Origin of the sequence: Ensifer sp. LBL, assembly GCF_050435225.1 — a bacterium.
In the GTDB taxonomy this organism is placed as follows: Bacteria; Pseudomonadota; Alphaproteobacteria; order Rhizobiales; family Rhizobiaceae; genus Ensifer.
In genome coordinates this window covers 246,408-270,223 of the sequence record NZ_JBNDJY010000006.1, presented here as the reverse complement: position 1 = coordinate 270,223, position 23,816 = coordinate 246,408, and the positions used below count along the sequence as shown (strand labels likewise).

Sequence of the window (23,816 nt, the reverse complement as noted above, 5' to 3'; positions counted from 1 at the left end):
TGCCTATGGCCCGCATTGACCAGACCGATGATTGGCGGGAACGCCACGCACCGACGCTTACCACATTCGAGCAGCTTGCGCTGGAGGCCTATGGCCACCTGCCGCAGGAATTCCGCCAACTGACGACCGACCTTGTCATCGAAGTTGCCGACTTCCCGAGCGACGACGTTTTCGAGGACATGGCACTGGAAACGCCCTTCGACCTGCTCGGCCTCTTCGAAGGCAGCGGCATCAGCGAACGCTTCACCATGGAAACCGGCCAGTTTCCGAACCGCATCACCCTCTATCGCCGCCCGATCATCGACTACTGGGCGGAGAACGAGGAGACGCTCGGCGACATCATCACCCACGTTCTGATCCACGAGATCGGCCACCATTTCGGCCTCTCCGACGACGACATGGAACGGATCGAGGCCAGCGTCGAGCACGTCGGCGGCTAAGCAATTCCAGGAAAGTTGAAGCGGTTTTCCGTCCGGGATTGCGTGACTTAAAGAGCAGGGCTTACCGTTTCGCTTTGCCCCTCATCCGGCCTGCCGGCCACCTTCTCCCCGCAAGCGGGGCGAAGGAGACTCGCGGCACCCACTCGCCTCAACAATACGCCCCCGACATCCCGCCGACGGCAACTCCGTTCCGCGACATCGTGAGCTGGCACGTCCCCTCTCCCCGCCTGCGGGGAGAGGGCTAGGGTGAGGGGCAGCCGCCGATACTGACGGCAGCGCCACTACTGTTCCGACAGCTTGATATCCGGGGTGTAATCCTTGCCCTCGACCTCCTTGACCACCGCCTGGCCGCACTGCATGTGCTGCGTATCGGCATTGAAGGCGTAGGTGGGCGAGCCGTGCAGGCTCCAGCCCTGGTTCAGCGCCGCCGTCACCTTGTGGCAGAAGGTGGCGTCGTCGGGACCGGTCAGGAAGCGGTAGAGTTTCAAGATCTTGTCTTTCGTTGTTCGATGAGGTCCGCCTTGGCGGCAAGCGTTACGGCCTGGTCGAGATGCAGCCGCTCGACCATGCGTCCGCTCAAATTGATGACGCCCTTGCCGGCATTTTCCGAGAGCGCAAAGGCGGCGATGATCGCGCGGGCCTCGTCAACGGCGACCTGCTCGACGCCGAAGCGCTCGTTCGCCGGGCCGATCTGCGCCGGATGGATCAGCATCTTGCCGTCATAGCCCATGTCGCGGCCCTGCCGGCATTCTTCGTCAAAGGTGGCAGCGTCACGAAAATCGTTGAACACGGCATCGATGACATCGAGCCCGCCGCCACGCGCGGCAAGCAGGATCTGCATCAGCCAGGGGATGAGATAGGGCCGGCCCGGACGATCCGGAACGCCGGTCTCCTTGCGCAGGTCGTTGAGGCCGACGACGAAACAATCGAGCCTGCCGCTGAAGGTGCGGCCGGCCTCGGCGATAAGAGGCGCGTTGATGACCCCGCGCGGCGTCTCGATCATCGCCCAGAGGCGCAACGTCTCCGGCGCATCGTTCTCGTCGAGCCAGTCGGCCGCCGCCTGGATATCCGCCGGGCTTTCGACCTTCGGCAACAGGATGGCGTCGGGATTGGCCGCAAGCGCTGCAGCAAGATCGCCCTGGCCATAGTCCGAGCCGATCGCATTGATGCGGATGACGATCTCGCAATCCGGCCGGCTTGTCGTCAGATAATGCACCAGCGCCGCACGCGCTTCCACCTTGCACTCGGGCGCTACCGCATCCTCGAGATCGAAGATCGCAGCATCCGTCGCAAGTTCCGCGACCTTGGCAAGCGCGCGGGCATTGTCGGCCGGCACGCAAAGCACCGAGCGGCGCAGGCGTACCGGGTGATGTTCGCTCGATTTGTTCATGCTTCAGTTGTGCCCGCCTTTGCTGCGTTCCGCAAGACGAGGCGAACCGCCGCACCCCTTTCGAGGGCCCGCCTCTTGCAAGTCCGAAGGCGAGCCCCCACATCGCCATCAGAAAGGTGACGATTATGCAAAGCATTCGCTCTGTTCTCTTTACGGCCGCAGCCCTGACCATCACGTTCGCGGCCTTTGTACTTACCGCCTCGCTGGCGCTCGCCCTTGCCGGCATCGCCGCCGTTGTCGTGGTCGGCAGCGCCATTGCCACCCGGCTGAACTTCAGGCCAGCCCGCGCCACGGTGCGCCCGGCTGCCGCGGGCCCCGCCCAGGGCCAGCGCGAGATGCGCATCTGGAACGACGGTCGCGGCACGATCATCGACCTCTAATTCCCGGCGGTCGGAATCGATTTCCAGCGATCTTGGTACCCCGCAATCGGGCCGATCGACGATCGGCTCGAACCCTGTTTGCGTCCCTTGAAAACCGTCTTTCAGCCGGCTGCAATTTTTTTTCGACCCCATGTCGGATCGACCATTCCATGTCCGTCCTTGAGGCAGGCCAGCACGGTCCTGGCTCTTTAAACAGGATGGAGAACGATATGGATACCCAGACGCAGCAGCCGGCACCGGTCCTGAACGGCCTTCTGCCCTATCTTCAGGTCGATGGCGCCGCCAAGGCCTCCGAGTTCTACCAGCGCGCCTTCGGCGGCAAGGAAGTCAACCGGCATCCGCTCGACGAGCAGGGCCGCACGATGCACATCCATCTCTATATCAACGGCAGCTCGCTGATGCTGGCTGACGCCTATCCGGAATACGGCCATCCGCTGGAAAAGCCGCAGGCCTTCACCCTGACGCTGACTGTCGACGACATCGATGCCTGGTGGGATCGCGCCGTTGCTGCCGGCGCCGAGGTGGTGATGCCGATCGAACTGATGTTCTGGGGCGATCGCTACGGCCAGCTCCGCGATCCCTTCGGTGTTCTCTGGGCCATGAACAGCCCGGTGAAGGCAGGCTAAGTCCCTGCAGACAATCGAAATCCGGACGAAGCTCTCGCCGGGCGGGCATTTTCACCCACCCGGCGACGCCTATTTGAACAGATTTTCCTTCATTTCGGCGCAAAACTCATCTAAACGCTAGCGCAACATTCTTCTGAAATCGAAGGCCTGAAGTTATGGAAAAATTCGTCAAGCTCACCGGTGTCGCCGCCCCCCTCCCCGTCGTCAACATCGACACGGACATGATCATTCCGAAGGATTACCTGAAGACGATCAAGCGCACCGGCCTTGGCAAGGGCCTCTTCGCCGAAGCCCGCTACAACGAAGACGGCTCGGTCAACCCGGATTTCGTCCTCAACAAGCCGGCCTACCAGAACGCCAGCATTCTCGTTGCCGGCGACAACTTCGGCTGTGGCTCCTCGCGCGAGCATGCTCCGTGGGCGCTGCTCGACTTCGGCATCCGTTGCGTGATCTCCACGTCCTTTGCCGACATCTTCTACAACAACTGTTTCAAGAACGGTATCCTGCCGATCGTCGTCAGCCAGGCTGACCTCGACAAGCTGATGGACGACGCCTCGCGCGGCTCCAACGCCATCCTCTCGATCGACCTGGAGTCCCAGGAAATCACCGGCCCGGACGGCGGCTCGGTCAAGTTCGAGGTCGATGCTTTCAAGCGTCACTGCCTGCTGAACGGCCTCGACGACATCGGCCTGACGCTGGAAAAGGCAACCGCCATCGACAGCTTCGAAAAGACCGTCGGCGCCGCGCGCCCCTGGGCTTAAAACGAAGATATGGCGCGCAAGCTCATCTCCTCGGGTTCGCCCTTCGAAAAGACGGCAGGCTATTCGCGTGCCGTCGCGATGGGCGACTGGTGCTTCGTCTCCGGCACGACCGGCTATGACTACGCCACCATGACCATGCCCGAGACAGTGGAGGAGCAGGCGCGCAATTGCCTGAAGACGATCGAGGGCGCGCTGAAGGAAGCGGGCTTCTCGATGAAGGACGTTGTCCGCAATCATTACTACGTCACCGATGCCAGCTTCGCCGACCGGGTGTTCTCGATCTTCGGCGAAGTTTTTGGCGAGATCCGCCCGGCCGCAACCATGATTGTCTGCGACCTGATCCGCCCGGAAATGCTGATCGAGATCGAGGTCACTGCCCTTCGCGGCTGACCCCTTGATCGCACCTACCCTCAAAACGATTCCGATTTAAGCCATTATGCGATAGTCCATAGGGCATGACTTCGCCTGACTTACGCTGAACCGGAAGACGCCCATGCAATTTCAAGGCACCGCCGACTATATCGCCGACAAGGACCTGATGATCGCCGTCAACGCTGCGATCCGGCTGGAGCGGCCGCTGCTTGTCAAGGGCGAGCCCGGCACCGGCAAGACCGAGCTTGCCCGCCAGATCGCCGCCGCCCTTGGCCTGGAACTGATCGAATGGAGCGTCAAGTCGACAACGAAGGCGCAGCAGGGCCTTTACGAATATGACGCCGTGTCGCGGCTTCGCGACAGCCAGCTCGGCGACGAGCGCGTCAACGAGGTCCGGAACTATATCCGCAAAGGCAAGCTCTGGCAGGCCTTCGAAGCCGATCGCCGCGTGGTGCTTCTGATCGACGAGATCGACAAGGCCGACATCGAGTTTCCGAACGACCTCTTGCAGGAACTCGACCGCATGGAATTCCATGTCTACGAGACCGGCGAGATGATCGGCGCCCGTCACCGCCCGATCGTCATCATCACTTCCAACAACGAGAAGGAACTGCCGGACGCTTTCCTGCGTCGCTGCTTCTTCCACTATATCCGCTTTCCCGACGCGGACACGCTCGCCCGTATCGTCGAGGTGCACTATCCCGGCATCCGCAAGACGCTGCTCTCGGCCGCGCTTGCTGCCTTCTACGACATCCGCCAGGTGCCGGGCCTGAAGAAGAAGCCTTCCACGTCCGAGGCGCTCGACTGGATCCGCCTGCTCGTCGCCGACGAGGTCGATCCGGCAGACCTCAGGGCCGACGCCAAGACCATGCTGCCGAAGCTGCACGGCGCACTTTTGAAGAACGAGCAGGACGTGCATCTCTTCGAACGCCTGGCCTTCATGGCGCGCCGCGACGGATGAACCCAGATGCCCACAAGGTCCTGATCTACGCCACCTGGCAGGACCGCCTGCTGGTCTTCGACGAGCCGGATTTCCCCGACATCGCGCTGCAGGTACCCGGCGGCACGATGGAGCCGGGCGAAAGCCCGCAGACATCGGCCTTGCGAGAGTTCGTCGAGGAAACCGGGCTGACGCCGACGGAGGCGCTCACCCATCTCGTCACGCAGGACTACCACTACCCGAAAGACGGCAGGACAATCTGTCATCGGCGACACTTTTTTCACGTCGCGCTTACCGGAGAGCAGCAGCAGACGTGGATACATCAGGAAATGACGCCTTTTGGCGGCGGTGACCCGATCCGCTTTCGTTTCTTCTGGCTGGGTATCGATGAGGCGAGGAACCGGCTCGGGTATGGAATGCGGGACGCACTACACCTGCTGCAAAGTAGCCCCTCTCCTCGGGTTTAACCCGAGGACTAACCCTCTCCCCGCAGGCGGGGAGAGGGGACGCGGACGACGGCTGGCTCCAAGCCGAGACGTGCGGATAGCGAACCCGGCTACCAAGCCAAACGACCGGCTGAGCTTGACTTGTGGAACGATCGGGTGCGGCAAGGCCCCTTCTCCCCGCCAGCGGGGAGAAGGTCGCGGCAGCGGGATGAGGGGCCGTCTCCGCCCCGCCCGAATCGTTTTCCTTGACCCCCGCGCCCCTGTCGCGCTATCAAATTCTTCGTGGTGATTTGGCCGGCCGGCTTGCAGCCACGTTAAACAAGTCGCTAAAGGGCCGAGGAAAGTTGGATTTCCGAGGACCGGTCGCGATCAATCGCCGCCGGTTTTTTTGTATTGATCGAGTGGAAGCCCATGCCCATCAAGATTCCCGATACGCTGCCCGCCTTCGAAACCCTCGTGCATGAGGGCGTGCGGGTGATGACCGAGACCGTGGCGATCCGTCAGGATATCCGCCCGCTCCAGATCGGGCTCCTGAACCTCATGCCGAACAAGATCAAGACGGAGATCCAGATGGCGCGCCTGATCGGCGCCTCGCCGCTGCAGGTGGAATTGTCGCTGGTGCGCATCGGCGCTCACCGGGCCAAGAACACCTCGGAAGATCACCTGCTCTCCTTCTACGAGACCTGGGAAGAAGTGCAGGGCCGCAAGTTCGACGGCTTTATCATCACCGGCGCGCCGGTCGAGACGCTCGAATACGAGGACGTCACCTATTGGGACGAGCTGAAGCGCATCCTCGACTGGACCGAGACCAACGTGCATTCGACGCTCAACGTCTGCTGGGGCGCAATGGCGGCGATCTATCACTTCCACGACGTGCCCAAGTATGCGCTGAAGGAAAAGGCCTTCGGCGTCTACCGCCACCAGAACCTCAATCGTTCCTCCGTCTACCTCAACGGCTTCTCCGACGATTTCGCCGTCCCGGTCTCGCGCTGGACCGAGGTCCGCCGCGCCGACATCGACAAGGTGCCGAGCCTCGAAATCCTGATGGAATCGAAGGAGATGGGCGTCTGCCTGGTGCACGAGAAGAAGGGCAACCGGCTCTACATGTTCAACCACGTGGAGTATGATTCGACCTCGCTGTCGGACGAATACTTCCGCGACGTGGATGCGGGCGTGCCGATCAAGATGCCGCACGACTACTTCCCGCACAACGATTCGACCCTGCCGCCGCAGAACCGCTGGCGCAGTCATGCGCATCTCTTCTTCGGCAACTGGATCAACGAGATGTACCAGACGACGCCGTATGATGTCGCGGAGATCGGCGCCGGGAAAAGCTGAGGTCAGATGTTCATTCCCTTCTTCCTCGAACTCAAGGCGGCGAAGGTCCCGGTCACGCTCCGGGAATTCCTGTCCTTGATCGAGGGGATGGAGGCGGGCATCGCCACCTTCGACGTCGAGGCCTTCTACTATCTGGCGCGCACGGCACTGGTGAAGGACGAGCGCCATATCGACCGCTTCGACCGCGTGTTCCAGCATTGCTTTTCCGGTCTTGAAGCCGTCAACCCGATGGAGGCGGGCGAAGAGGCCGTCATCCCCGAGGACTGGCTGCGCAAGCTCGCAGAGAAGCATCTGAGCGAGGAAGAAAAACGCCTGGTCGAGGCGCTCGGTGGCTTCGATAAGCTGATGGAGACCTTGCGCCAGCGGCTGCAGGAACAAAAGGGCCGGCACCAGGGCGGCTCGAAATGGATCGGCACCGCCGGCACCTCGCCCTTCGGCGCCCATGGCTACAATCCCGAGGGTGTGCGGATCGGCCAGGATCAGTCGCGCCACCGCCGCGCCGTCAAGGTCTGGGACCGGCGCGAGTTCAAGGACTACGACGACACGGTCGAACTCGGCACGCGCAACATCAAGGTGGCGCTGAAGCGCCTCCGGCGCTGGGTGCGCCAGGGTGCTGCCGACGAGCTTGATCTCGGTGGCACGATCCGCGCCACCGCCGAACACGGCTATCTCGACGTGGTGACAAGGCCCGAGCGTCGCAATGCCGTGAAGCTCCTGATGTTCTTCGACATCGGCGGCTCGATGGACGATCATATTCGTATCGTCGAGGAACTGTTTTCAGCGGCTCGCAGCGAGTTCCGCCACATGGAGCATTTCTACTTCCACAACTGCGTCTACGAGGGCCTGTGGAAGGACAATCGCCGCCGGCGCGTCGACATTACCCGTACGACCGAAGTGCTGCGCACCTATGGCGGCGACTACCGCGCGATCTTCGTCGGCGACGCCTCGATGAGCCCCTATGAGATCAGCCACCCCGGCGGCTCAGTCGAGCATTGGAACGACGAGGCAGGCGCCCTCTGGCTCTCGCGTCTGACGGCGCATTTTCCGCGCTCGATCTGGATCAACCCCGTGCCCGAACAGCACTGGAGTTACACCCAGTCGATCGGCATGGTGAAGAGCCTGTTCGAGGGGCGGATGTTTCCTTTGACGCTTGCCGGCCTTCAGGATGCGACCAAGCAGCTGTCGCGTTGAACGCGCCACGAAAATCTTGAGCGCCGTGTGCCCTTGAACAGCCGCCAGGGTCGCCGTAGCGCTTTGAATGGCTTGCATGTTTTCGTACCGCAGCGGAGACGATTTAACGGCACATGCAGTGAGAATTCCAGTTGCCGCGCTCTTTGAAATGACGCAGGTTGCTGCGATCGCGAAGAGGGGAGTAAGCGGTGAACATGCATCAGAACACGGAAATCTTCGGCCACCTGCCATCCGGCGAGCCGGTCCATCGTGTGGTGCTTTCCGGTGGCGGCCTCACCGCCCATGTGCTCACCTGGGGTTCGGTGATCCAGGACCTGCGCCTGGAAGGCCACGAGCCGCCGCTGGTGCTCGGCTTTACCGACCTCGAAAGCTATCTGGCCCACTCGCCCTATCTCGGCGCTACGCCCGGCCGCTGCGCCAATCGCATCGGCAACGGCCGCTTCACCCTCGATGGCGAGGCCTACCAGCTCGAATTGAACGAGAAGGGCGTCACGCATCTGCACGGCGGCAGCGACAATATCGGCAAGCGCAACTGGACGATCGTTCGGCACACGCCCGACAGCGTCACGCTCGCCATTACCGACCCGGATGGCCGCGCCGGCTATCCCGGCAATTGCAAGGTCACCTGCACCTACCAGCTGAAGCCCGGCGGCGTCCTGAGCGTCGTCTACGAGAGCGAAACCGACCGAGCGACGCTCGCCAATGTCTGCCAGCACAGCTATTTCAATCTCGACGGCAGCGCCGACGCCCTCGGTCACGACATCATGATCGCCGCCGACCACTATCTGCCGACCACCGAACGCCAGGTGCCGACGGGTGAGATCCTTGCCGTCGAAGGCACCGCCTTCGATCTCAGGGAGATGACGCGGCTCAGCCGCCAGACCGAAGGCGAGCGCGTCGCCTACGATCATAATTTCTGCCTTTCGAACGAACGCATGGCGAAACATTCGGTGGCGCTTGCCCGCAGCATCGATTCGGGCGTTACGATGGAAGTGCTGACGACCGAGCCCGGGGTCCAGCTCTATACCGGCGCCAAACTGAACATTCCCGTCCCCGGCCTCGAAGGCCGCCGCTACGGCCCCTTCGCCGGTTTCTGCCTGGAAACCCAGATCTGGCCGGATGCGGCCAACCATCCCGGCTTCCCGAACGCGGTGCTGCGCCCCGGCGAGATCCGCCGGCAGGAGACGGACTACGTGTTCATGAAGAGCTGAGCGCGCTCGCGCGCACGTGTTGACAATCTGCAATGAATGAAAGGCGGGGAAGCGGCCGAAAGGACTGCCTCTCCAAATACCGGCGTTGTGTTCGGCAGAGCGCGCGTATTCGCACGGCACAGTGTCCGGTCGCGAAGCGCTGGGCGCCTGACGGCAAATGCCGTTCATTTCGAAAACAACTGTGAAATGAAGTGGTTGGGAGAAATTGGAGCGGGTGAGGCGATTCGAACGCCCGACCCCAACCTTGGCAAGGTTGTGCTCTACCCCTGAGCTACACCCGCTCATCATCCAAGGTCCGGGGGTAGTCGGTGGACCGTGGCGTCGGCGCTGTCTTGCGGCGACGGGCGGTATATGGCCTAAGCGATTTTGGAATGCAACAGGGAAATGACGAGAAATCGAATATTTTTTGGGAGACCCCTCGCAAAGCCCGGAAATGCCGCGTTTTCGGCTGGCCTCGCCGCCTGTGAGATTGCGTCCTGACGGGCTTCTCCCCTAAAGCTGAGACGAAACGAGTGCCCAAGGGATGAGAATCATGCGTGAATCACAGCCGAAAACCGCCGAAGACCTCTTCAATTTTCTCGATGGACTTGGAATCGAGCATAAGACGAAGACCCACGCGCCGGTTTTCACCGTGGCCGAATCGGTTGCGCTTCGCGACGAGACGCCCGGCGGCCACACGAAGAACCTCTTCGTGAAGGACAAGAAGGACAACTATTTCCTGCTGACCGTCGAGGAGCACGCGACGGTGGACCTGAAGACCGTGCACCAGGTGATCGGCGCGGCAAGCAAGGTGTCCTTCGGCAAGCCGGAGAAGCTGATGGAATATCTCGGCGTCATTCCAGGTGCGGTGACCGCCTTCGGCGCGATCAACGACACCGGGGGCAACGTCAAGGTCATCCTCGACGAAGCGCTGATGACGTTCGATATCGTCAACTGCCATCCGCTTTCCAACGACGCCACGACCGCGATCGCTTCGAAGGATCTTCTGCGCTTCATGGAAGCGACCGGACACGAACCGCTTGTCTTGAAAGTCACGGCCTGACATACGATCTTTGGCGCGAATGCAGTAAGCTGGCGGACGAGCCGGCGAGGAGAGAAGAATGACGGGCAGCGACAATCCCTATGCAGGGTCTTTCGGCACTCAGATGACGGCCTCGGCCTCCTTCGGCCAGCCGGCGCCGGCGGCCGCGTCGGGCGGCGACCTGATCAAGGAAACCACCACTGCCAACTTCACCAAGGACGTGCTCGAAGCCTCCAGGCAGCAGCCGGTTCTCGTCGATTTCTGGGCGCCCTGGTGCGGTCCCTGCAAGCAGCTGACCCCCGTCATCGAAAAGGTGGTCACGGAAGCCGCAGGCCGCGTCAAGCTCGTCAAGATGAACATCGACGATCATCCTTCGATCGCCGGCCAGCTCGGCATCCAGTCGATCCCGGCCGTCATCGCCTTCGTCGGCGGCCGCCCGGTCGACGGCTTCATGGGCGCGGTACCTGAAAGCCAGATCAAGCAGTTCATCGAAAAGATCGCCGGCCCCGCCGTTGACGACAGCAAGGCCGAGATCGAAGCGGTTCTCGCCGACGCCAAGGCGCTGATCGATGCGGGCGATGCCGAGAACGCCGCCGGCCTCTATGGCGCCGTGCTGCAGGCCGATCCCGAAAACGTCGTTGCGATTGCCGGCATGGTCGATTGCATGATCGCGCTCGGCCAGCTCGCCGAGGCCCGCGAGGCGCTGTCCAGCCTGCCGGAAGACCTTGCCAAGGACGCCGGCATTGCCGCCCTCGGCAAGAAGCTCGACCAGATCGAGGAAGCCCGCAAGCTCGGCGATCCGAACGAATTCGAACGGCGTCTCGCCGCAAACCCCGATGATCACGAGGCGCGCGTGCTGCTCGCCAAGATCCGCAACGTCGAGGGCGACCGGATGGCTGCGGCCGACCATCTGCTCACGATCATGAAGCGCGACCGGGCTTACGACGACGACGGCGCGCGGCGCGAGCTGCTTTCCTTCTTCGAGGTCTGGGGCCCGAAGGATCCGGCAACCATCGCTGCCCGGCGCAAGCTCTCGTCGATCCTGTTCTCCTGAGCCGTCAGACATGTTTTTGAAAGGGGCGCTATCTGCGCCCCTTTTCGTAAGCGGATCCGATCACGATCCATCTTCACCTGTGAAGATCGACAGGCTCGTCCCTTGAGATTTTCAGGCAGCGCACCATCTTTTGATCTGGTTGATCACGCTTCCTTGGCGGGGCAAAGCGAATACCGGCAGGGTCTATCGGAAATGCACGTCGGAAATGCACGCTATCTTGGTCCGAAGGACTTGCCGGAGATCATTCCGGTGTTTCCGCTGACCGGTGCATTGCTGCTTCCCGGCGCCCAGCTTCCCCTCAACATCTTCGAGCCGCGCTACCTCGCCATGCTCGATGACGCCCTTTCCGGCAACCGCCTGATCGGCATCGTACAGCCGTCCTTCTGCGAGGGCCGCAACGACACCGCCACCGGACCGATGCAGGCGCTCTGCGAGGTCGGCTGCATTGGCCGCATCACTTCCTTTGCCGAGACCGGCGACGGCCGCTACATCACCTCGCTCACAGGCGTGTGCCGCTACCGGCTGTTTTCGGAAGTCGGCGGTACGCGTGGCTACCGTCGCTTCCGCATCGGCCCCTTTGCCGCCGATCTCGAAAATCGCGACGACGAGACCCTCGTCGACCGGGCAGCGCTTCTGGCCGCCTTCAAGGCCTATCTCGAAGCCAACAAGCTGAAAGCCGACTGGGAAAGCGTCGAGCGGGCGAGCAACCGCACGCTCGTGAACTCCATGGCGATGATGTCACCCTATGGCCCGGCGGAGAAACAGGCGCTGCTCGAGGCCCCCGATCTCAAGACCCGAGCCGAAACCCTGATCGCCATCACCGAAATCGTGCTTGCGCGCGACTTCGGCGATATGGACAGCATTTTGCAGTGAGCGACGGACAATGGATATCAATGCCAGCAAGGTCGACCCGAAACTGCTCGAACTGCTCGTCTGCCCGCTGACCAAGGGCCGTCTCAGCTATCATGCGGAAGCCGGCGAGCTGATCTCGGAAAAGGCGCGCCTCGCCTATCCGATCCGCGACGGCGTGCCGATCATGCTGATCTCCGAGGCGCGCAAGATCGAGGATTGAGGCCGGCAGCGATTTCAATCGGCGCATGGCCCCTCATCCGCCTGCCGGCACCTTCTCCCCGCAGGCGGGGAGAAGGACATGTGCGGCTCTGCTCACACGTCAGCAGCAAAGGTTGTTTTATCCGCTTGTTCCGCGATGGCCTACACCAAGCGATGGTGTGTCAGTAGCTCTCGTCCCCTCGCCCCGCCTGCGGGGAGAGGGTTAGGGTGAGGGGCGAATTTCTTGCGGGACGTGGTGGACCCTCAGATCGGCTGACCCGACAACAGCCGCGGATCGGTCTCGCCGGCAATACCGGCCGCCTGCCGGATAAAGAAGCTCTTCAGAGAAGGCATGCGGTCGACGAGGCCAAGGCCGAAATCGCGGGCGATCCTGACCGGAGTGATGTCGTTGGAAAACAGTCGGTTGAGCACGTCGGTCGTCACACCCATGCGGAACGTGTCGAAGCGTCGCCAGCTCTGGTAGCGCTCGAGCACCGCGAGCGAGCCGATATCGAGCCCGAGACGATCCGCCTCGACGATGGTCTCGGCCAACGCGGCCACATCCTTGAAGCCGAGATTGAGCCCCTGCCCAGAGATCGGGTGGATGCCATGGGCCGCGTCGCCGGCAAGCGCGAAGCGCGGCTTGACGAAATCACGGGCAAGCGTCAGCCCGAGCGGGAATGCCCGCCTGCCGCCGACCACCTTCAGGTGCCCGAGCTTGTGGCCGAAGCGACGCTCCAGTTCTTCCTCGAACAGGAAATCGTCGCCCTTGACCAGGCGTTCGGCGTCCTCGGTGCGCTCGGTCCAGACGAGCGACGAACGGTTGTTCTTGAGCGGCAGGGTGGCAAACGGCCCGGCCGGCAGGAAATGCTCCTCCGCCGTGCCCTCATGCGGCCGCTCGTGCTCGACGGTCGTGACGATGCCGGATTGGCCATAATCGAACTCGACGGTCTTGATGCCTGCGGCATCGCGCAGCTTCGAGCGCACGCCGTCGCAGGCGACCAGAAGACGGGCCTGCAGCTCTTCACCACCGGCAAGCGTCACGGCCACCGCATGGTCGCCGCTCTTGAAGCTCTCGACCATGGTCGACTGGCGATTGACGACGCCGAGCGCCTCGCAGGCGCGGCGCAGCGCGCCGACCATCGCCGTGTTCGGCACCATATGGGCGAAGGGACGTCCCTCGCCGCCATCGCCGTCGAAGGTCAGGAACACGGGGCGCACCGGATCAGCCGCCTTCGAATCGGTGATCACCATGCGGCGGATCGGCTCGGCCTCCGGCGCGATCTCATCCCAGACGCCAAGCACGTCGAGCATGCGCTCGGCCGCGGACGCAACGGCGGAAGCGCGCTGGTCCTTTTTCCAGGCATCTTCCGGCGCGCCGTCGATCAGCATGACGTCGAGATGCGGCGCCGCCTTCTTCAAGGACACCGCGAGCGAAAGGCCGACATAGCCGCCACCGGCAATCAAGACATCGAGCATCGGCTTTCTCCGTCGCACTTGAGCATCGTTTTATGTCTATATAGATCAATGCCATCGACGTTCCTACCATCGGAGAAAGCCGAAATGTCGCGCCCCACCGAGACCGCCACCCCCATGGATGCGCTGCTGGCCATTCTCGATCTCGAAAAACTCGAGGAAAATCTGTTCCGGGGCTTGAGCCCACAGGTCGGCTGGCAGCGGGTCTTCGGCGGCCAGGTGATCGGCCAGGCGCTGGTTGCCGCCCAGCGCACCGTGGATGCGGACCGCTTCGTCCACTCGCTGCACGCCTATTTCATGCGGCCGGGCGACCCGTCGGTGCCGATCATCTACGAGGTCGACCGCATCCGCGACGGTACGAGCTTCGCCACCCGCCGGGTCGTCGCCATCCAGCATGGCAAGGCGATCTTCTCCATGTCCGCCTCTTTCCAGTACGACGAGGACGGTTTCGACCACCAGATCGACATGCCTGATCTCGCCATGCCCGAGACGCTGCCGGGCGAGCAGGAGCTGAAGGAAAAGTTCCTCGTGCATGCGCCCGAAGCGATCCGGCGCTACTGGGAACGGCCACGGCCGATCGAGATCCGCCCGGCTTCGTTTCACCACTATTTCACCCGCGACGACGGCAAACCGATCCAGGATGTCTGGGTCAAGGCGGTCGGCACCGTTCCGGACGAGCGCCATATCCAGGCGGCGATCCTTGCCTATCTCTCCGACATGACGTTGCTCGACACCTCGCTTTATGCCCACGGCACTTCGGTCTTCGACCGCAACCTGCAGGTCGCAAGCCTCGACCATGCCATGTGGTTCCACCGCCCCTGCAAGATGGACGACTGGCTGCTCTATACCCAGGACAGTCCGAGTGCACATGGTGCCCGCGGGATGACCAGAGGCAGCCTTTTTACGCGTTCCGGCGTGCTGATCGCCTCCGTCGCCCAGGAAGGGCTGATCCGGAAAAAGGCATCTGAATAGGAAATAAGCAGAAGCTTCATTCTGCCTATTTTTTAATCTTCTAAAGTGCCGATTTTTTGATGCGCCGCAGCATTCGTGCTGCGGCTTTCTTTTTTTCTATTTGTTTTCATCCACTTAAGACAGCCGTTCGAATCTGGCACGCCCCTTGAATGTCATAGTTCGGTTGCACGGCGCTTGGGGCGCTCCGCAGCAAGGAGAGACGGCCTCCGCCGGAGGCGAACAAGGATGAAACCAGATGAAAATTGTGATGGCCATTATCAAGCCGTTCAAGCTCGATGAGGTTCGCGAAGCCCTCACTGCTGTCGGCATCCAGGGCCTGACCGTGACCGAAGTCAAAGGCTACGGCCGCCAGAAGGGACATACCGAAATCTACCGCGGCACCGAATATGCCGTGAGCTTCCTGCCGAAACTGAAGGTCGAGATCGCCGTTCCTTCGGAGCTCGTCGACAAGGCCGTTGAAGCGATCGCCGCAGCCGCCAAGACCGGCCAGATCGGCGACGGCAAGATCTTCGTCTACGCCATTGACCATGCCGTGCGCATCCGCACCGGCGAAACCGATTCAGAAGCGTTGTAAATCACGCCGTTCAGGGAGCACTTCTCGATGTCATCCAGCAAACTTACCACCTCTCTTGGACGCCTCGGCGCACTCGGCGCCGCCTTGCTTGCGCCGGCCATCGCCTTCGCACAGGAAGCAGCTCCGGCCGCAGCCGCCGCAGCGCCGGTCCCCGACAAGGCCGATACCGCCTTCATGTTCTTCTCGACGCTTCTCGTCTTCTTCATGCTGATCCCCGGCCTCGCACTTTTCTACGGCGGCCTCGTACGCGCCAAGAACATGCTGTCGGTGCTGATGCAGTGCACCGTGATCGGCGCGGCGATGATGATCGTCTGGGTCGTCTACGGCTACTCCTTCGCCTTCGGCGGCTCGACCAGCCCCTACTTCGGCGGCTTCGCCAAGATGTTCCTTGCCGGTGTCACCGGTGAGAGCACGGCGGCAACCTTCTCGGAAGGCGTCGTCATTCCGGAATACATCTTCATGCTGTTCCAGATGACCTTCGCGGCGCTGACGCCGGCGCTCATCGTCGGCGCGTTTGCCGAACGCATCAAGTTCTCGGCCGCGGTGCTCTTCTCCATCCTCTGGGCCACCTTCGTCTACTTCCCGATCGCCCACATGGTCTGGGACAGCAACGGCCTGCTCTTCGGCATGGGTGCCCTCGACTTTGCCGGCGGCACCGTCGTTCACATCAATGCCGGCGTTGCGGGCCTGATCGGCGCGATCATGGTCGGCAAGCGCACCGGCTACGGCCGTGACATGATGGCACCGCACTCGATGACGCTGACGCTGGTCGGTGCTGCCATGCTCTGGTTCGGCTGGTTCGGCTTCAACGCCGGCTCCAACCTCGAGGCCTCGGGCGGCGCGGTTCTCGCAACCGTCAACACCTTCCTCGCAACCGCAGCCGCAGTCCTCTCCTGGTCGGTCGTCGAAACCATCACCCGCGGCAAGGCCTCGATGCTGGGTGCAGCCTCAGGCATGATCGCCGGCCTCGTCGCCATCACGCCGGCCGCCGGCATTGCCGGCCCGATGGGCGCGATCGTCATGGGCGTACTCGTCTCGCCGCTTTGCTACTTCTTCGTCTCGGTCGTGAAGAACAAGTTCCACTATGACGACACCGCAGACGTCTTCGGCGTCCACGGCGTCGGCGGCTTCTTCGGTGCGCTTGCGACCGGCATCTTCGCCTCCTCGTCGCTCGGCGGCATCGGTTATGCCGACGGCGTAACCATGGGTGGCCAGTTCATGACCCAGCTGACCGCGGTCGCCATCACCATCGTCTGGTGCGGCGTCGTCTCGGTCATCCTCTACAAGCTGGTGGACTCGATCGTCGGCCTGCGCGTCTCCGTCGAAGCCGAACGCGAGGGCCTCGATCTCTCGTCGCACGGCGAAGCCGCCTACCACAGCTAAGCGGATCGCGGCGCCGGCAGTCCGGCGCCGTCTACAGTCCCGTCGCGATCCGCCCCACGCGGCTCGCTCTTGGCCCGGATCGGAAGCTCCGGGCCTTTTTCGTGCCGATCGATCCGGCTGCGACTGCTATTTTAGCGCCAACTACGCATGGTTAATGTCGCATTAACCGTACACCGCTTAGGTTGATTCCATGGCGCGCAATGCGCCGTGAAGATCGAGACGGGCAGCAGGCAACATGAGCAGAAGCAATCCGGCAGCGCTTGACAGCCGTTCCAACCGGTTCGTGCTAACCACCTTCGTTTGGCGACAGATCGCGTCGCTGGCGGGCTTTGCGCTGTTCGGCGCATTGGCGCTGGCCGTCGCAGCGCTCTCAACGTGGAATGTCGCCGATCCAAGCTTCTCCTACGCCACCTCACAAGCGCCGACCAACGTGCTCGGTTACACCGGTGCTGCCTTTGCCGACATCTTCATGCAGTTCTTCGGCCTGGCCAGCGTGGTCGCCCTCCTGCCGGCCGTCGCCTGGGCCCTGGTGCTGATCGGCGGCAAACGTTTCGACAAGGTCTTCAAGCGCCTCGGTCTCTGGTTCGTCGGTTCCGTGCTTGCCGGCGCAGCACTCAGCTGCGTTCCCGCCCCCATCACCTGGCCGCTGCCCAACGGCCTCGGCGGCGTCTTCGGCGACATGATCCTGCGTTTCCCGGCGCTCTTTACCGGCGCCTTCCCGACCGGCACGCTTGCGACCATTCTTGCCTGTATCTTCGCCGTCCCCGCCGCCTGGTGCCTGGTCTATAGCGCCGGCCTGATCGGCGTTAGCGACGAGGAGGACGAAGAGGAAATCGCCGAGCCGACGCCGAGCAAGGCGCGCACCGTGCGCGACGAACTGGATGAGGACGACAGCGAAGGCCCCTTCACCCTGCTGATGGGCTCCTTTGCCCATATGCGCTACACCATGCACGCGCGCATGCGCCGCATCTTCGGCATGAGCGGCACCCGCGCCACGCCCAAGCGCCAGTACGACGAGCCCTACGATTTCAACAACGACGAGTTCGGCACGCTGAACGAGCCCGCCCGGCCGAAGCCGATGGCCGCCGGCGACCGCATCGAGCCCTCGCTCGACCGCTCCGAGCGCCGCATCCTCACCCCGCCGCCGATCATGGCCGACGACGAGGATGACGACATGCCCTTCGACATCGACGAGCGCCGCCCCGCCGGCATTCTGCCCGACGACGAAGACTACGATCCGGCTGCCGACTGGGCGCCGAAGGCGGCACCGCCGAAGCAGGGCCTGCCCAAAGGCGGCTCGCGCGTCGTCACGCCGGGTCCTCGCCCGAAGACCGGCCAGCGGATCGAACGCGAAGCCCAGCGCTCCTTCGTCGAAGACAACGACGGCAACTTCACGCTGCCGCCGATGCATTTCCTCGCCGAGCCGAAGAACGTCAGCCGCGACGCCTCGCTCTCGCCCGATGCGCTGGAGCAGAACGCCCGCATGCTCGAAGGCGTGCTCGAAGACTTCGGCGTCAAGGGCGAGATCATCCATGTTCGCCCCGGCCCGGTCGTTACGCTTTACGAACTGGAACCGGCGCCCGGCATTAAGTCCTCCCGCGTCATCGGCCTTGCCGACGATATCGCCCGCTCGATGAGCGCGATCGCGGCCCGCGTCGCCGTCGTCCCCGGCCGCAATGCCATTGGCATCGAACTGCCGAACCAGAGGCGCGAAACCGTCTATCTGCGCGAACTCATCGGCTCGCGCGACTTCGAAACCTCCAAGGCCCGTCTTGCCATGGCGCTCGGCAAGACGATCGGCGGCGAGCCCGTCGTTGCCGATCTCGCCAAGATGCCGCATCTGCTCGTCGCCGGTACCACCGGCTCGGGCAAATCGGTCGCGATCAACACCATGATCCTGTCGCTGCTCTATCGGCTGAGCCCGGATCAGTGCCGCCTGATCATGATCGACCCGAAGATGCTCGAACTCTCCGTCTATGACGGCATCCCGCACCTGCTTTCGCCTGTCGTGACCGACCCCAAGAAGGCGGTCGTCGCACTGAAGTGGACGGTGCGCGAGATGGAAGAGCGCTACAAGAAGATGTCGAAGATCGGCGTGCGCAACATCGACGGCTTCAACAGCCGCGTCGAGCAGGCGCTTGCCAAGGGCGAACAGATCACCCGCACGGTGCAGACAGGCTTCGACCGCCAGACCGGCGAAGCCATGTACGAGACGGAAGAATTCGATCTGGCGCCGATGCCCTACATCGTCGTCATCATCGACGAAATGGCCGACCTGATGATGGTCGCCGGCAAGGACATCGAAGGCGCCGTGCAGCGACTCGCGCAGATGGCTCGCGCCGCCGGCATCCACGTCATCATGGCGACCCAGCGCCCCTCGGTCGACGTCATCACCGGCACGATCAAGGCGAACTTCCCGACGCGCATCTCGTTCCAGGTGACCTCGAAGATCGACAGCCGCACGATCCTCGGCGAACAGGGTGCCGAACAGCTGCTCGGCATGGGCGACATGCTCTACATGGCCGGTGGCGGCCGCATCCAGCGCGTCCACGGCCCCTTCGTCTCCGACACTGAGGTCGAAGAGGTTGTCGCCTATCTGAAGACGCAAGGCGTGCCGCAATATCTCGATGCCATCACTGAGGATGACGACGAGGATGGCGAGGGCGGCGGCCCGGCCGGCACCTCCAATCTCGCCGATTCCGACGATCCCTACGACCAGGCGGTCGCCGTCGTTCTGCGCGACGGCAAGGCCTCCACGTCCTACGTGCAGCGTCGCCTCGGCATCGGTTACAATCGTGCCGCATCGCTGATCGAGCGCATGGAGCAGGAAGGCATCATCGGCCCGGCGAACCACGCCGGCAAGCGCGAGATTCTCGTTCCGACCGAAGAGTAAGCCAGCGGACGGCAAGGCGATTCCAGCAGATTCGCGTCAAGCGAAGGCATTGAAAGAAAAGACGCCCGGCGGACGCGGGCAGAGGCCCCACACAAACGGCCAAACCGGTAACAGTCATGTGAGAGCGCGAGCGAAAAAGCTCGAAAATGGCGCCTTGAAGGCGCCGCACTTGCGCTCCAGATGATTCGTAAATGAAGGAGACCGAGATGACAGAGACTAAGACTGGCGAGCGCAACCACCCGGTGATGTCGCGCCGCCTCTTCGTGTGCGGGCTTGCAGCACTTGGCGGCATCGGCGGCACCGGTCTCAACCTCGGCCAGGCCTTCGCGCAGGCCCCGAGCGCAGCCCAGAAGATCGCCGACCATTTCTCCTCGGTGAAGACCATGGCTGGCGAATTCGTGCAGTTCGGCCCGCGCGGCGAGCAAACCGGCGGCAAGTTCTATATCCGCCGTCCCGGCCGCATCCGCTTCAACTATGAGGCCCCCTCGCCGATGCGCGTCATCGCCGACGGCAAGTCCGTCGTCATCGGCAACATGAAGCTGAAGACCTGGGACATCTATCCGCTGTCGAAGACACCGCTCAATCTGCTGCTGAGCGAGCGGATCGACCTGACCGGTAAGATGGTGCGTGGCGTCAAGGAAGAGTCCGACCTCATCACCATCGTGCTCGGCGACCGCTCGATCTTCGGCGATTCGACCATCACCATGATGTTCGACCCGAAGACCTACGACCTGCGCCAATGGACAATCACCGACGCCCAGAAGAAGGACACCTCGGTGATGATCTTCAACGTCCAGACCGGCATGGCGCTGGACGACAAGGTCTTCCAGATCCCCTATGACGAGGTCCGCAACAAGAAGGGCGGCTGAGCAACCTCAATCGCTGGATTGTCGATACGAGGCCGCCCTCCAGTGGTGCGGCCTTTTTTCATGCCATGCCTCCCCTCCATTCCTTGTCCCGGCGCGCCGGACCTGCTTAAAGCTCGGGTCAAACATCCATCCCGAGCCGGCCTTCCCTTCGCAAGCGTCCGGCCCCAGCCGATCAGGGAATGACGCATGGCCCTTTCCGTCGCCACTTGGAACATCAACTCCGTTCGCCTGCGCATGCCGCTGGTCGAGCATCTCTTGAAGACCTGGCAGCCCGATATCCTCTGCCTGCAGGAAACCAAGTGCCCGAACGACCAGTTTCCCTCCAAACCCTTGAAGGCGCTCGGCTACAATCATATCGAGATGCACGGCCAGAAGGGCTATCACGGCGTGGCGACGATCTCGCGCCTACCGCTACATGAGCTTAGCGACCGGCGCGACTATTGCGGCGTCGGCGACGCCCGCCACCTCTCGGTCGTATTCGAGGCCGGCGGCAAGAAGATCCGGCTGCATAATTTCTACGTGCCGGCCGGCGGCGACGAGCCGGACCGCAGCATCAACCCGAAATTCGGCCACAAGCTCGATTTCGTCGAGGAGATGAAGCTGCTGCACGCGGAAGCCGAAGCCGGCATTTCCTCGATCCTCGTCGGCGATCTCAACATCGCGCCGCTGGAAGACGACGTCTGGTCGCACAAGCAGCTCCTGAAGATCGTCAGCCACACGCCGATTGAGACCGAGGGGCTGACCACGGTCATGAACGGCGGACGCTGGGTCGATCTGATGCGCCAGCACACGCCTTCCCCGACCAAGCTCTACACCTGGTGGAGCTACCGCGCGAAGGACTGGGAAGCCGCCGACCGCGGCCGCCGGCTCGACCATATCTGGTCGTCCGCCGACCTCGCGCCGGTGCTTAAGAACGTCGACATCCTGAGGGAAGCGCGCGGCTGGGAGCGCCCCTCCGACCACGTGCCCGTCATCGCGTACTTCGACATCTAGGACATCATTTTCCGGGCGGCGGCACGCGCCTCCGGTGGCCACCGCTCCATCAAGAAAAACATGACTAAAAGAATCATATTTTTCTTGATGCGCATTTCCAAACGGACTATCCCTCTTGTCGGGCGGCGGGGACACCGCCTCCGGCAGCCACTTGGCTGCCATTTTCACTGATATTCGGGTGCTTTGCTCTGGCTTTTGCCGGAAGGTTTTCGTGCGCCCGCAAGAGGGCCAGACATGTCGAAGACCTTGCCGATCACCTTCCTGCGCGCCTCGCGCCGCACGCTCTCCGCAACCACAGTTCTGGCCGCGGGCGTCGTCGCCGTGATCCTTTCGCCGACAGCGACCCATGCGCAATCGGCCGAAAGCCAGAAGACCACCCGGCTGGAAAAGATCGAAGCGACGGCCGGCAAGGTGGCTGCGACGATCGCCGAGGACAACGACACGATCGTGCCGACACGCAACGTCTCGGCGCTGAAGACCGACACGCCGCTGATCGAAACGCCCCGCTCCGTCTCGGTCGTCACGCGCAAGGAGCTCGAAGAGCGCGGCGTGCAGGACATGATCCAGGCAACGCGCTATGCCGCCGGCGTCACCACCGGCGCCTTCGGCTTCGATCCGCGTTTCGACCAGATCTATCTCCGCGGCTTCGAGACGACGACGACCGGCGATTTCCGTGACGGCCTGCGCCAGCCCTACATGAACTACGGCACCTTCCCGACGGAGGTCTACGGCCTCGAGCGGATCGAGATCCTGAAAGGTCCGGTCTCGGTCATGTATGGTGCTGCCGGCGTCGGTGGTATCGTCAACCGCATCTCGAAGATGCCCGATGAGGAGACCCACCGCGAGGTCGAGCTGCAATACGGCACGATCGGCCGCGCCCAGGCCGCCTTCGATGTCGGTGGGCCGGTAACGGCCGAGGGCGACGTCCTCTACCGCATCGTCGGGCTTCTGCGAAACGGCGAGACCAATTACGACGTTGCCGACGACCGTTACCTGCTGCAGCCCTCCCTCACCTGGAAGCCGGACGAAGGCACGTCGCTGACCGTCTACGGCCTCGGGCAGAAAGGCGAAAGCGACGCCAGCCCGCGTGTGCTCGAGCATGACGGCCGGTTGCTGCGCTACAGCGACCCGGACTACGACTACCAGAAGGTCGGCCAGGTCCAGGCGGGTTACAAGTTCGAGCACGAATTCGACAACGGCCTGACCTTTCGCCAGCACGGGCGCCTCAGCGATCTGGATTTGAAGGCCCGTTACCTGCAATTCGGGACAGAGGTGGCGCCCGGCGTGTTCGACCGTTCGCCCGTCGCCATCAAGGACGACCAGCGCGCCTACCAGATCGACAACCAGCTCGAAGCCGCCTTCGACACGGGTGCGGTCTCGCACACGCTGCTGACCGGCCTCGACTACACCTGGATCACCTCCGACTTCGGCCTCGGCTTCGGCGCCGTCGATCCGGCCTATCGCTTCGATCTCAACAACCCGACCTTCGGCGTCGGCGGTCCGACGCCGGCGCTTACCAGCTTCAGCGGGCGGGACCTGCGTCAGACCGGCATCTATGTCCAGGATCAGCTGGAATTCGGCAACTGGCGCGCCGTCGGCGGTCTTCGCTACGACTGGGTCGACCAGACCAGCACCGACAAGAACACCGGCGCTGTCGACCGCAAGGACGATGGCGAACTCACCGGACAGGCGGGCCTGCTCTACCTCTTCGACAACGGCATTGCGCCCTATGCCAGCTACAGCACCTCCTTCGTGCCGCGCACCGAGCTTTCGGCCGATGGCCGCGTGCTCGATCCGACGACCGGCAAGCAGGTCGAACTGGGCGTGAAGTACCAGCCGGAAGGCGAAGCCTATTCTCTGAGCGCGGCCTATTACCGGATCGTCGAAAGCGGCGCGCCACAATATGTGTCCGACCCGTCCCTTCCCGTCGGCTACTACTACAAGTCGGCCGGCGAGGTGACGACCAACGGTTTCGAGGTGGAAGGACGCCGGGAGTTCGACAACGGCCTGAGCTTCATCGCCGCCTATAACTATAACGACGCCGAAATCACCGGAAACGTCGATCCGTCGCTGATCGGCAACGTGCCGTCGACGAAGCCGCGCCATGTCGCATCGCTGTGGGTGAACTATCTCCTGCCCGAAGACACACAGCTTGCGGGCCTGAGCCTCGGCGGCGGCGTACGGCTGGCGTCAAGCTCCTACACATCCGATGCCAACACCGCCAAGAACGGTGGCGCCGTCTACTTCGACGCCTCGATCGCCTATGACTTCGGCGTCAACAACCCCGAACTCGACGGATTGTCGCTCGCCGTCAGTGCCACCAATCTCGGCGACCGCCGCGAAGAGGTCTGCACCGATGGTTATTGCTATTTCGGCCAGGGTCGCACGGTGCTCGGTTCGCTGAAGTATCGGTGGTAACGGGGAACCGGAGCGCGG

24 protein-coding genes, 1 tRNA gene and 1 riboswitch are annotated in these 23,816 nt (G+C 62.9%); of the genes, 21 read left to right on the top strand and 4 right to left on the bottom strand.

Annotation, left to right across the window (positions count from 1 at the left end; translation table 11 throughout):
* Nucleotides 1-5: 5 nt before the first annotated feature.
* Entirely contained in the window at nt 6-440 is a 435-nt protein-coding gene (locus OKW20_RS24370) for a metallopeptidase family protein (RefSeq protein ID WP_043620007.1), read from the top strand.
* Nucleotides 441-721: 281 nt separating this feature from the next.
* On the opposite strand, the gene OKW20_RS24365 is transcribed toward OKW20_RS24370, so the two are convergent.
* Nucleotides 722-928: a DUF1737 domain-containing protein gene (locus OKW20_RS24365; protein WP_043620008.1), complete on the bottom strand. Its 207-nt coding sequence runs from the start codon at nt 926-928 to the stop codon at nt 722-724.
* Nucleotides 925-1,830, bottom strand: coding sequence for an HpcH/HpaI aldolase/citrate lyase family protein (locus tag OKW20_RS24360; RefSeq protein WP_429176344.1), 906 nt, complete (start codon nt 1,828-1,830; stop codon nt 925-927). Before OKW20_RS24360 ends, OKW20_RS24365 begins: the two co-directional genes overlap by 4 nt.
* A 125-nt stretch (nt 1,831-1,955) precedes the next feature.
* Here OKW20_RS24360 and OKW20_RS24355 point away from each other — a divergent pair, with 125 nt between their 5' ends.
* The 9 genes from OKW20_RS24355 to OKW20_RS24315 all read left to right on the top strand — a co-directional run bounded on the left by OKW20_RS24355 (nt 1,956) and on the right by OKW20_RS24315 (nt 9,095).
* On the top strand, nt 1,956-2,210 hold the full coding sequence (locus tag OKW20_RS24355) for a hypothetical protein (RefSeq protein WP_043620010.1): 255 nt from the start codon (nt 1,956-1,958) through the stop codon (nt 2,208-2,210).
* A 209-nt stretch (nt 2,211-2,419) separates the two neighbouring features.
* The gene (locus OKW20_RS24350) at nt 2,420-2,836 is read left to right on the top strand and encodes a VOC family protein (RefSeq protein WP_429176341.1); all 417 of its coding nucleotides are present in this window, start codon (nt 2,420-2,422) and stop codon (nt 2,834-2,836) included.
* Nucleotides 2,837-2,991: 155 nt separating this feature from the next.
* Nucleotides 2,992-3,597, top strand: coding sequence for a 3-isopropylmalate dehydratase small subunit (leuD, locus tag OKW20_RS24345; RefSeq protein WP_291160301.1), 606 nt, complete (start codon nt 2,992-2,994; stop codon nt 3,595-3,597).
* A gap of 9 nt (nt 3,598-3,606) precedes the next feature.
* Nucleotides 3,607-3,987, top strand: a complete 381-nt coding sequence (locus OKW20_RS24340; RefSeq protein ID WP_429176338.1) for a RidA family protein — start codon at nt 3,607-3,609, stop codon at nt 3,985-3,987.
* Nucleotides 3,988-4,090: 103 nt separating this feature from the next.
* Complete coding sequence (locus OKW20_RS24335; protein ID WP_034802731.1) at nt 4,091-4,930, top strand: AAA family ATPase; 840 nt, start codon at nt 4,091-4,093, stop codon at nt 4,928-4,930.
* A complete protein-coding gene (locus OKW20_RS24330; protein WP_429176335.1) occupies nt 4,927-5,376 on the top strand; it encodes an NUDIX hydrolase in 450 nt (149 codons plus the stop codon). Before OKW20_RS24335 ends, OKW20_RS24330 begins: the two co-directional genes overlap by 4 nt.
* A gap of 251 nt (nt 5,377-5,627) precedes the next feature.
* A riboswitch (SAM riboswitch) is annotated at nt 5,628-5,705 on the top strand.
* Nucleotides 5,706-5,766: 61 nt separating this feature from the next.
* Complete coding sequence (gene metA, locus OKW20_RS24325) at nt 5,767-6,693, top strand: homoserine O-acetyltransferase MetA (protein WP_043626110.1); 927 nt, start codon at nt 5,767-5,769, stop codon at nt 6,691-6,693.
* Between the two features lie 6 nt (nt 6,694-6,699).
* Nucleotides 6,700-7,884, top strand: a complete 1,185-nt coding sequence (locus tag OKW20_RS24320; protein WP_429176331.1) for a vWA domain-containing protein — start codon at nt 6,700-6,702, stop codon at nt 7,882-7,884.
* Between the two features lie 194 nt (nt 7,885-8,078).
* Nucleotides 8,079-9,095, top strand: coding sequence for an aldose epimerase family protein (locus tag OKW20_RS24315; protein ID WP_429176564.1), 1,017 nt, complete (start codon nt 8,079-8,081; stop codon nt 9,093-9,095).
* Between the two features lie 206 nt (nt 9,096-9,301).
* On the opposite strand, the gene OKW20_RS24310 is transcribed toward OKW20_RS24315, so the two are convergent.
* Nucleotides 9,302-9,376, bottom strand: a tRNA-Gly gene (locus tag OKW20_RS24310).
* Nucleotides 9,377-9,627: 251 nt separating this feature from the next.
* On the opposite strand from OKW20_RS24310, the gene OKW20_RS24305 reads away from it, so the two are divergent.
* From OKW20_RS24305 to OKW20_RS24290, 4 genes are all read left to right on the top strand, one after another.
* Nucleotides 9,628-10,137: a prolyl-tRNA synthetase associated domain-containing protein gene (locus tag OKW20_RS24305; RefSeq protein ID WP_429176329.1), complete on the top strand. Its 510-nt coding sequence runs from the start codon at nt 9,628-9,630 to the stop codon at nt 10,135-10,137.
* Nucleotides 10,138-10,195: 58 nt separating this feature from the next.
* A complete protein-coding gene (gene trxA / locus OKW20_RS24300; protein WP_429176326.1) occupies nt 10,196-11,170 on the top strand; it encodes a thioredoxin in 975 nt (324 codons plus the stop codon).
* Nucleotides 11,171-11,362: 192 nt separating this feature from the next.
* Nucleotides 11,363-12,043 carry an LON peptidase substrate-binding domain-containing protein gene (locus tag OKW20_RS24295; RefSeq protein ID WP_034802753.1) on the top strand — a complete coding sequence of 227 codons (681 nt, stop codon included), beginning with the start codon at nt 11,363-11,365 and terminating at the stop codon, nt 12,041-12,043.
* A 10-nt stretch (nt 12,044-12,053) separates the two neighbouring features.
* Nucleotides 12,054-12,242 carry a Trm112 family protein gene (locus OKW20_RS24290; RefSeq protein WP_192451013.1) on the top strand — a complete coding sequence of 63 codons (189 nt, stop codon included), beginning with the start codon at nt 12,054-12,056 and terminating at the stop codon, nt 12,240-12,242.
* A 242-nt stretch (nt 12,243-12,484) separates the two neighbouring features.
* Here OKW20_RS24290 and OKW20_RS24285 read toward each other — a convergent pair whose 3' ends face one another.
* Nucleotides 12,485-13,699 (bottom strand): ubiquinone biosynthesis hydroxylase, encoded by a 1,215-nt coding sequence (locus OKW20_RS24285; RefSeq protein ID WP_429176322.1) that lies wholly within the window; start codon nt 13,697-13,699, stop codon nt 12,485-12,487.
* Between the two features lie 84 nt (nt 13,700-13,783).
* Between OKW20_RS24285 and tesB the strand changes: the two genes are divergently transcribed.
* The 7 genes from tesB to OKW20_RS24250 all read left to right on the top strand — a co-directional run bounded on the left by tesB (nt 13,784) and on the right by OKW20_RS24250 (nt 23,798).
* The gene (gene tesB / locus OKW20_RS24280; RefSeq protein WP_043624878.1) at nt 13,784-14,668 is read left to right on the top strand and encodes an acyl-CoA thioesterase II; all 885 of its coding nucleotides are present in this window, start codon (nt 13,784-13,786) and stop codon (nt 14,666-14,668) included.
* A 235-nt stretch (nt 14,669-14,903) separates the two neighbouring features.
* On the top strand, nt 14,904-15,242 hold the full coding sequence (locus OKW20_RS24275; protein WP_034802765.1) for a P-II family nitrogen regulator: 339 nt from the start codon (nt 14,904-14,906) through the stop codon (nt 15,240-15,242).
* 27 nt (nt 15,243-15,269) lie between these two features.
* Nucleotides 15,270-16,625: an ammonium transporter gene (locus tag OKW20_RS24270; protein ID WP_043624874.1), complete on the top strand. Its 1,356-nt coding sequence runs from the start codon at nt 15,270-15,272 to the stop codon at nt 16,623-16,625.
* Nucleotides 16,626-16,860: 235 nt separating this feature from the next.
* A complete protein-coding gene (locus OKW20_RS24265; RefSeq protein WP_429176319.1) occupies nt 16,861-19,518 on the top strand; it encodes a DNA translocase FtsK 4TM domain-containing protein in 2,658 nt (885 codons plus the stop codon).
* Between the two features lie 206 nt (nt 19,519-19,724).
* Nucleotides 19,725-20,387 carry an outer membrane lipoprotein carrier protein LolA gene (locus tag OKW20_RS24260; RefSeq protein ID WP_043625657.1) on the top strand — a complete coding sequence of 221 codons (663 nt, stop codon included), beginning with the start codon at nt 19,725-19,727 and terminating at the stop codon, nt 20,385-20,387.
* 186 nt (nt 20,388-20,573) lie between these two features.
* Nucleotides 20,574-21,380, top strand: coding sequence for an exodeoxyribonuclease III (locus OKW20_RS24255; protein ID WP_429176316.1), 807 nt, complete (start codon nt 20,574-20,576; stop codon nt 21,378-21,380).
* 234 nt (nt 21,381-21,614) lie between these two features.
* Complete coding sequence (locus OKW20_RS24250) at nt 21,615-23,798, top strand: TonB-dependent siderophore receptor (RefSeq protein WP_429176313.1); 2,184 nt, start codon at nt 21,615-21,617, stop codon at nt 23,796-23,798.
* The last annotated feature ends 18 nt before the right edge of the window (nt 23,799-23,816 follow it).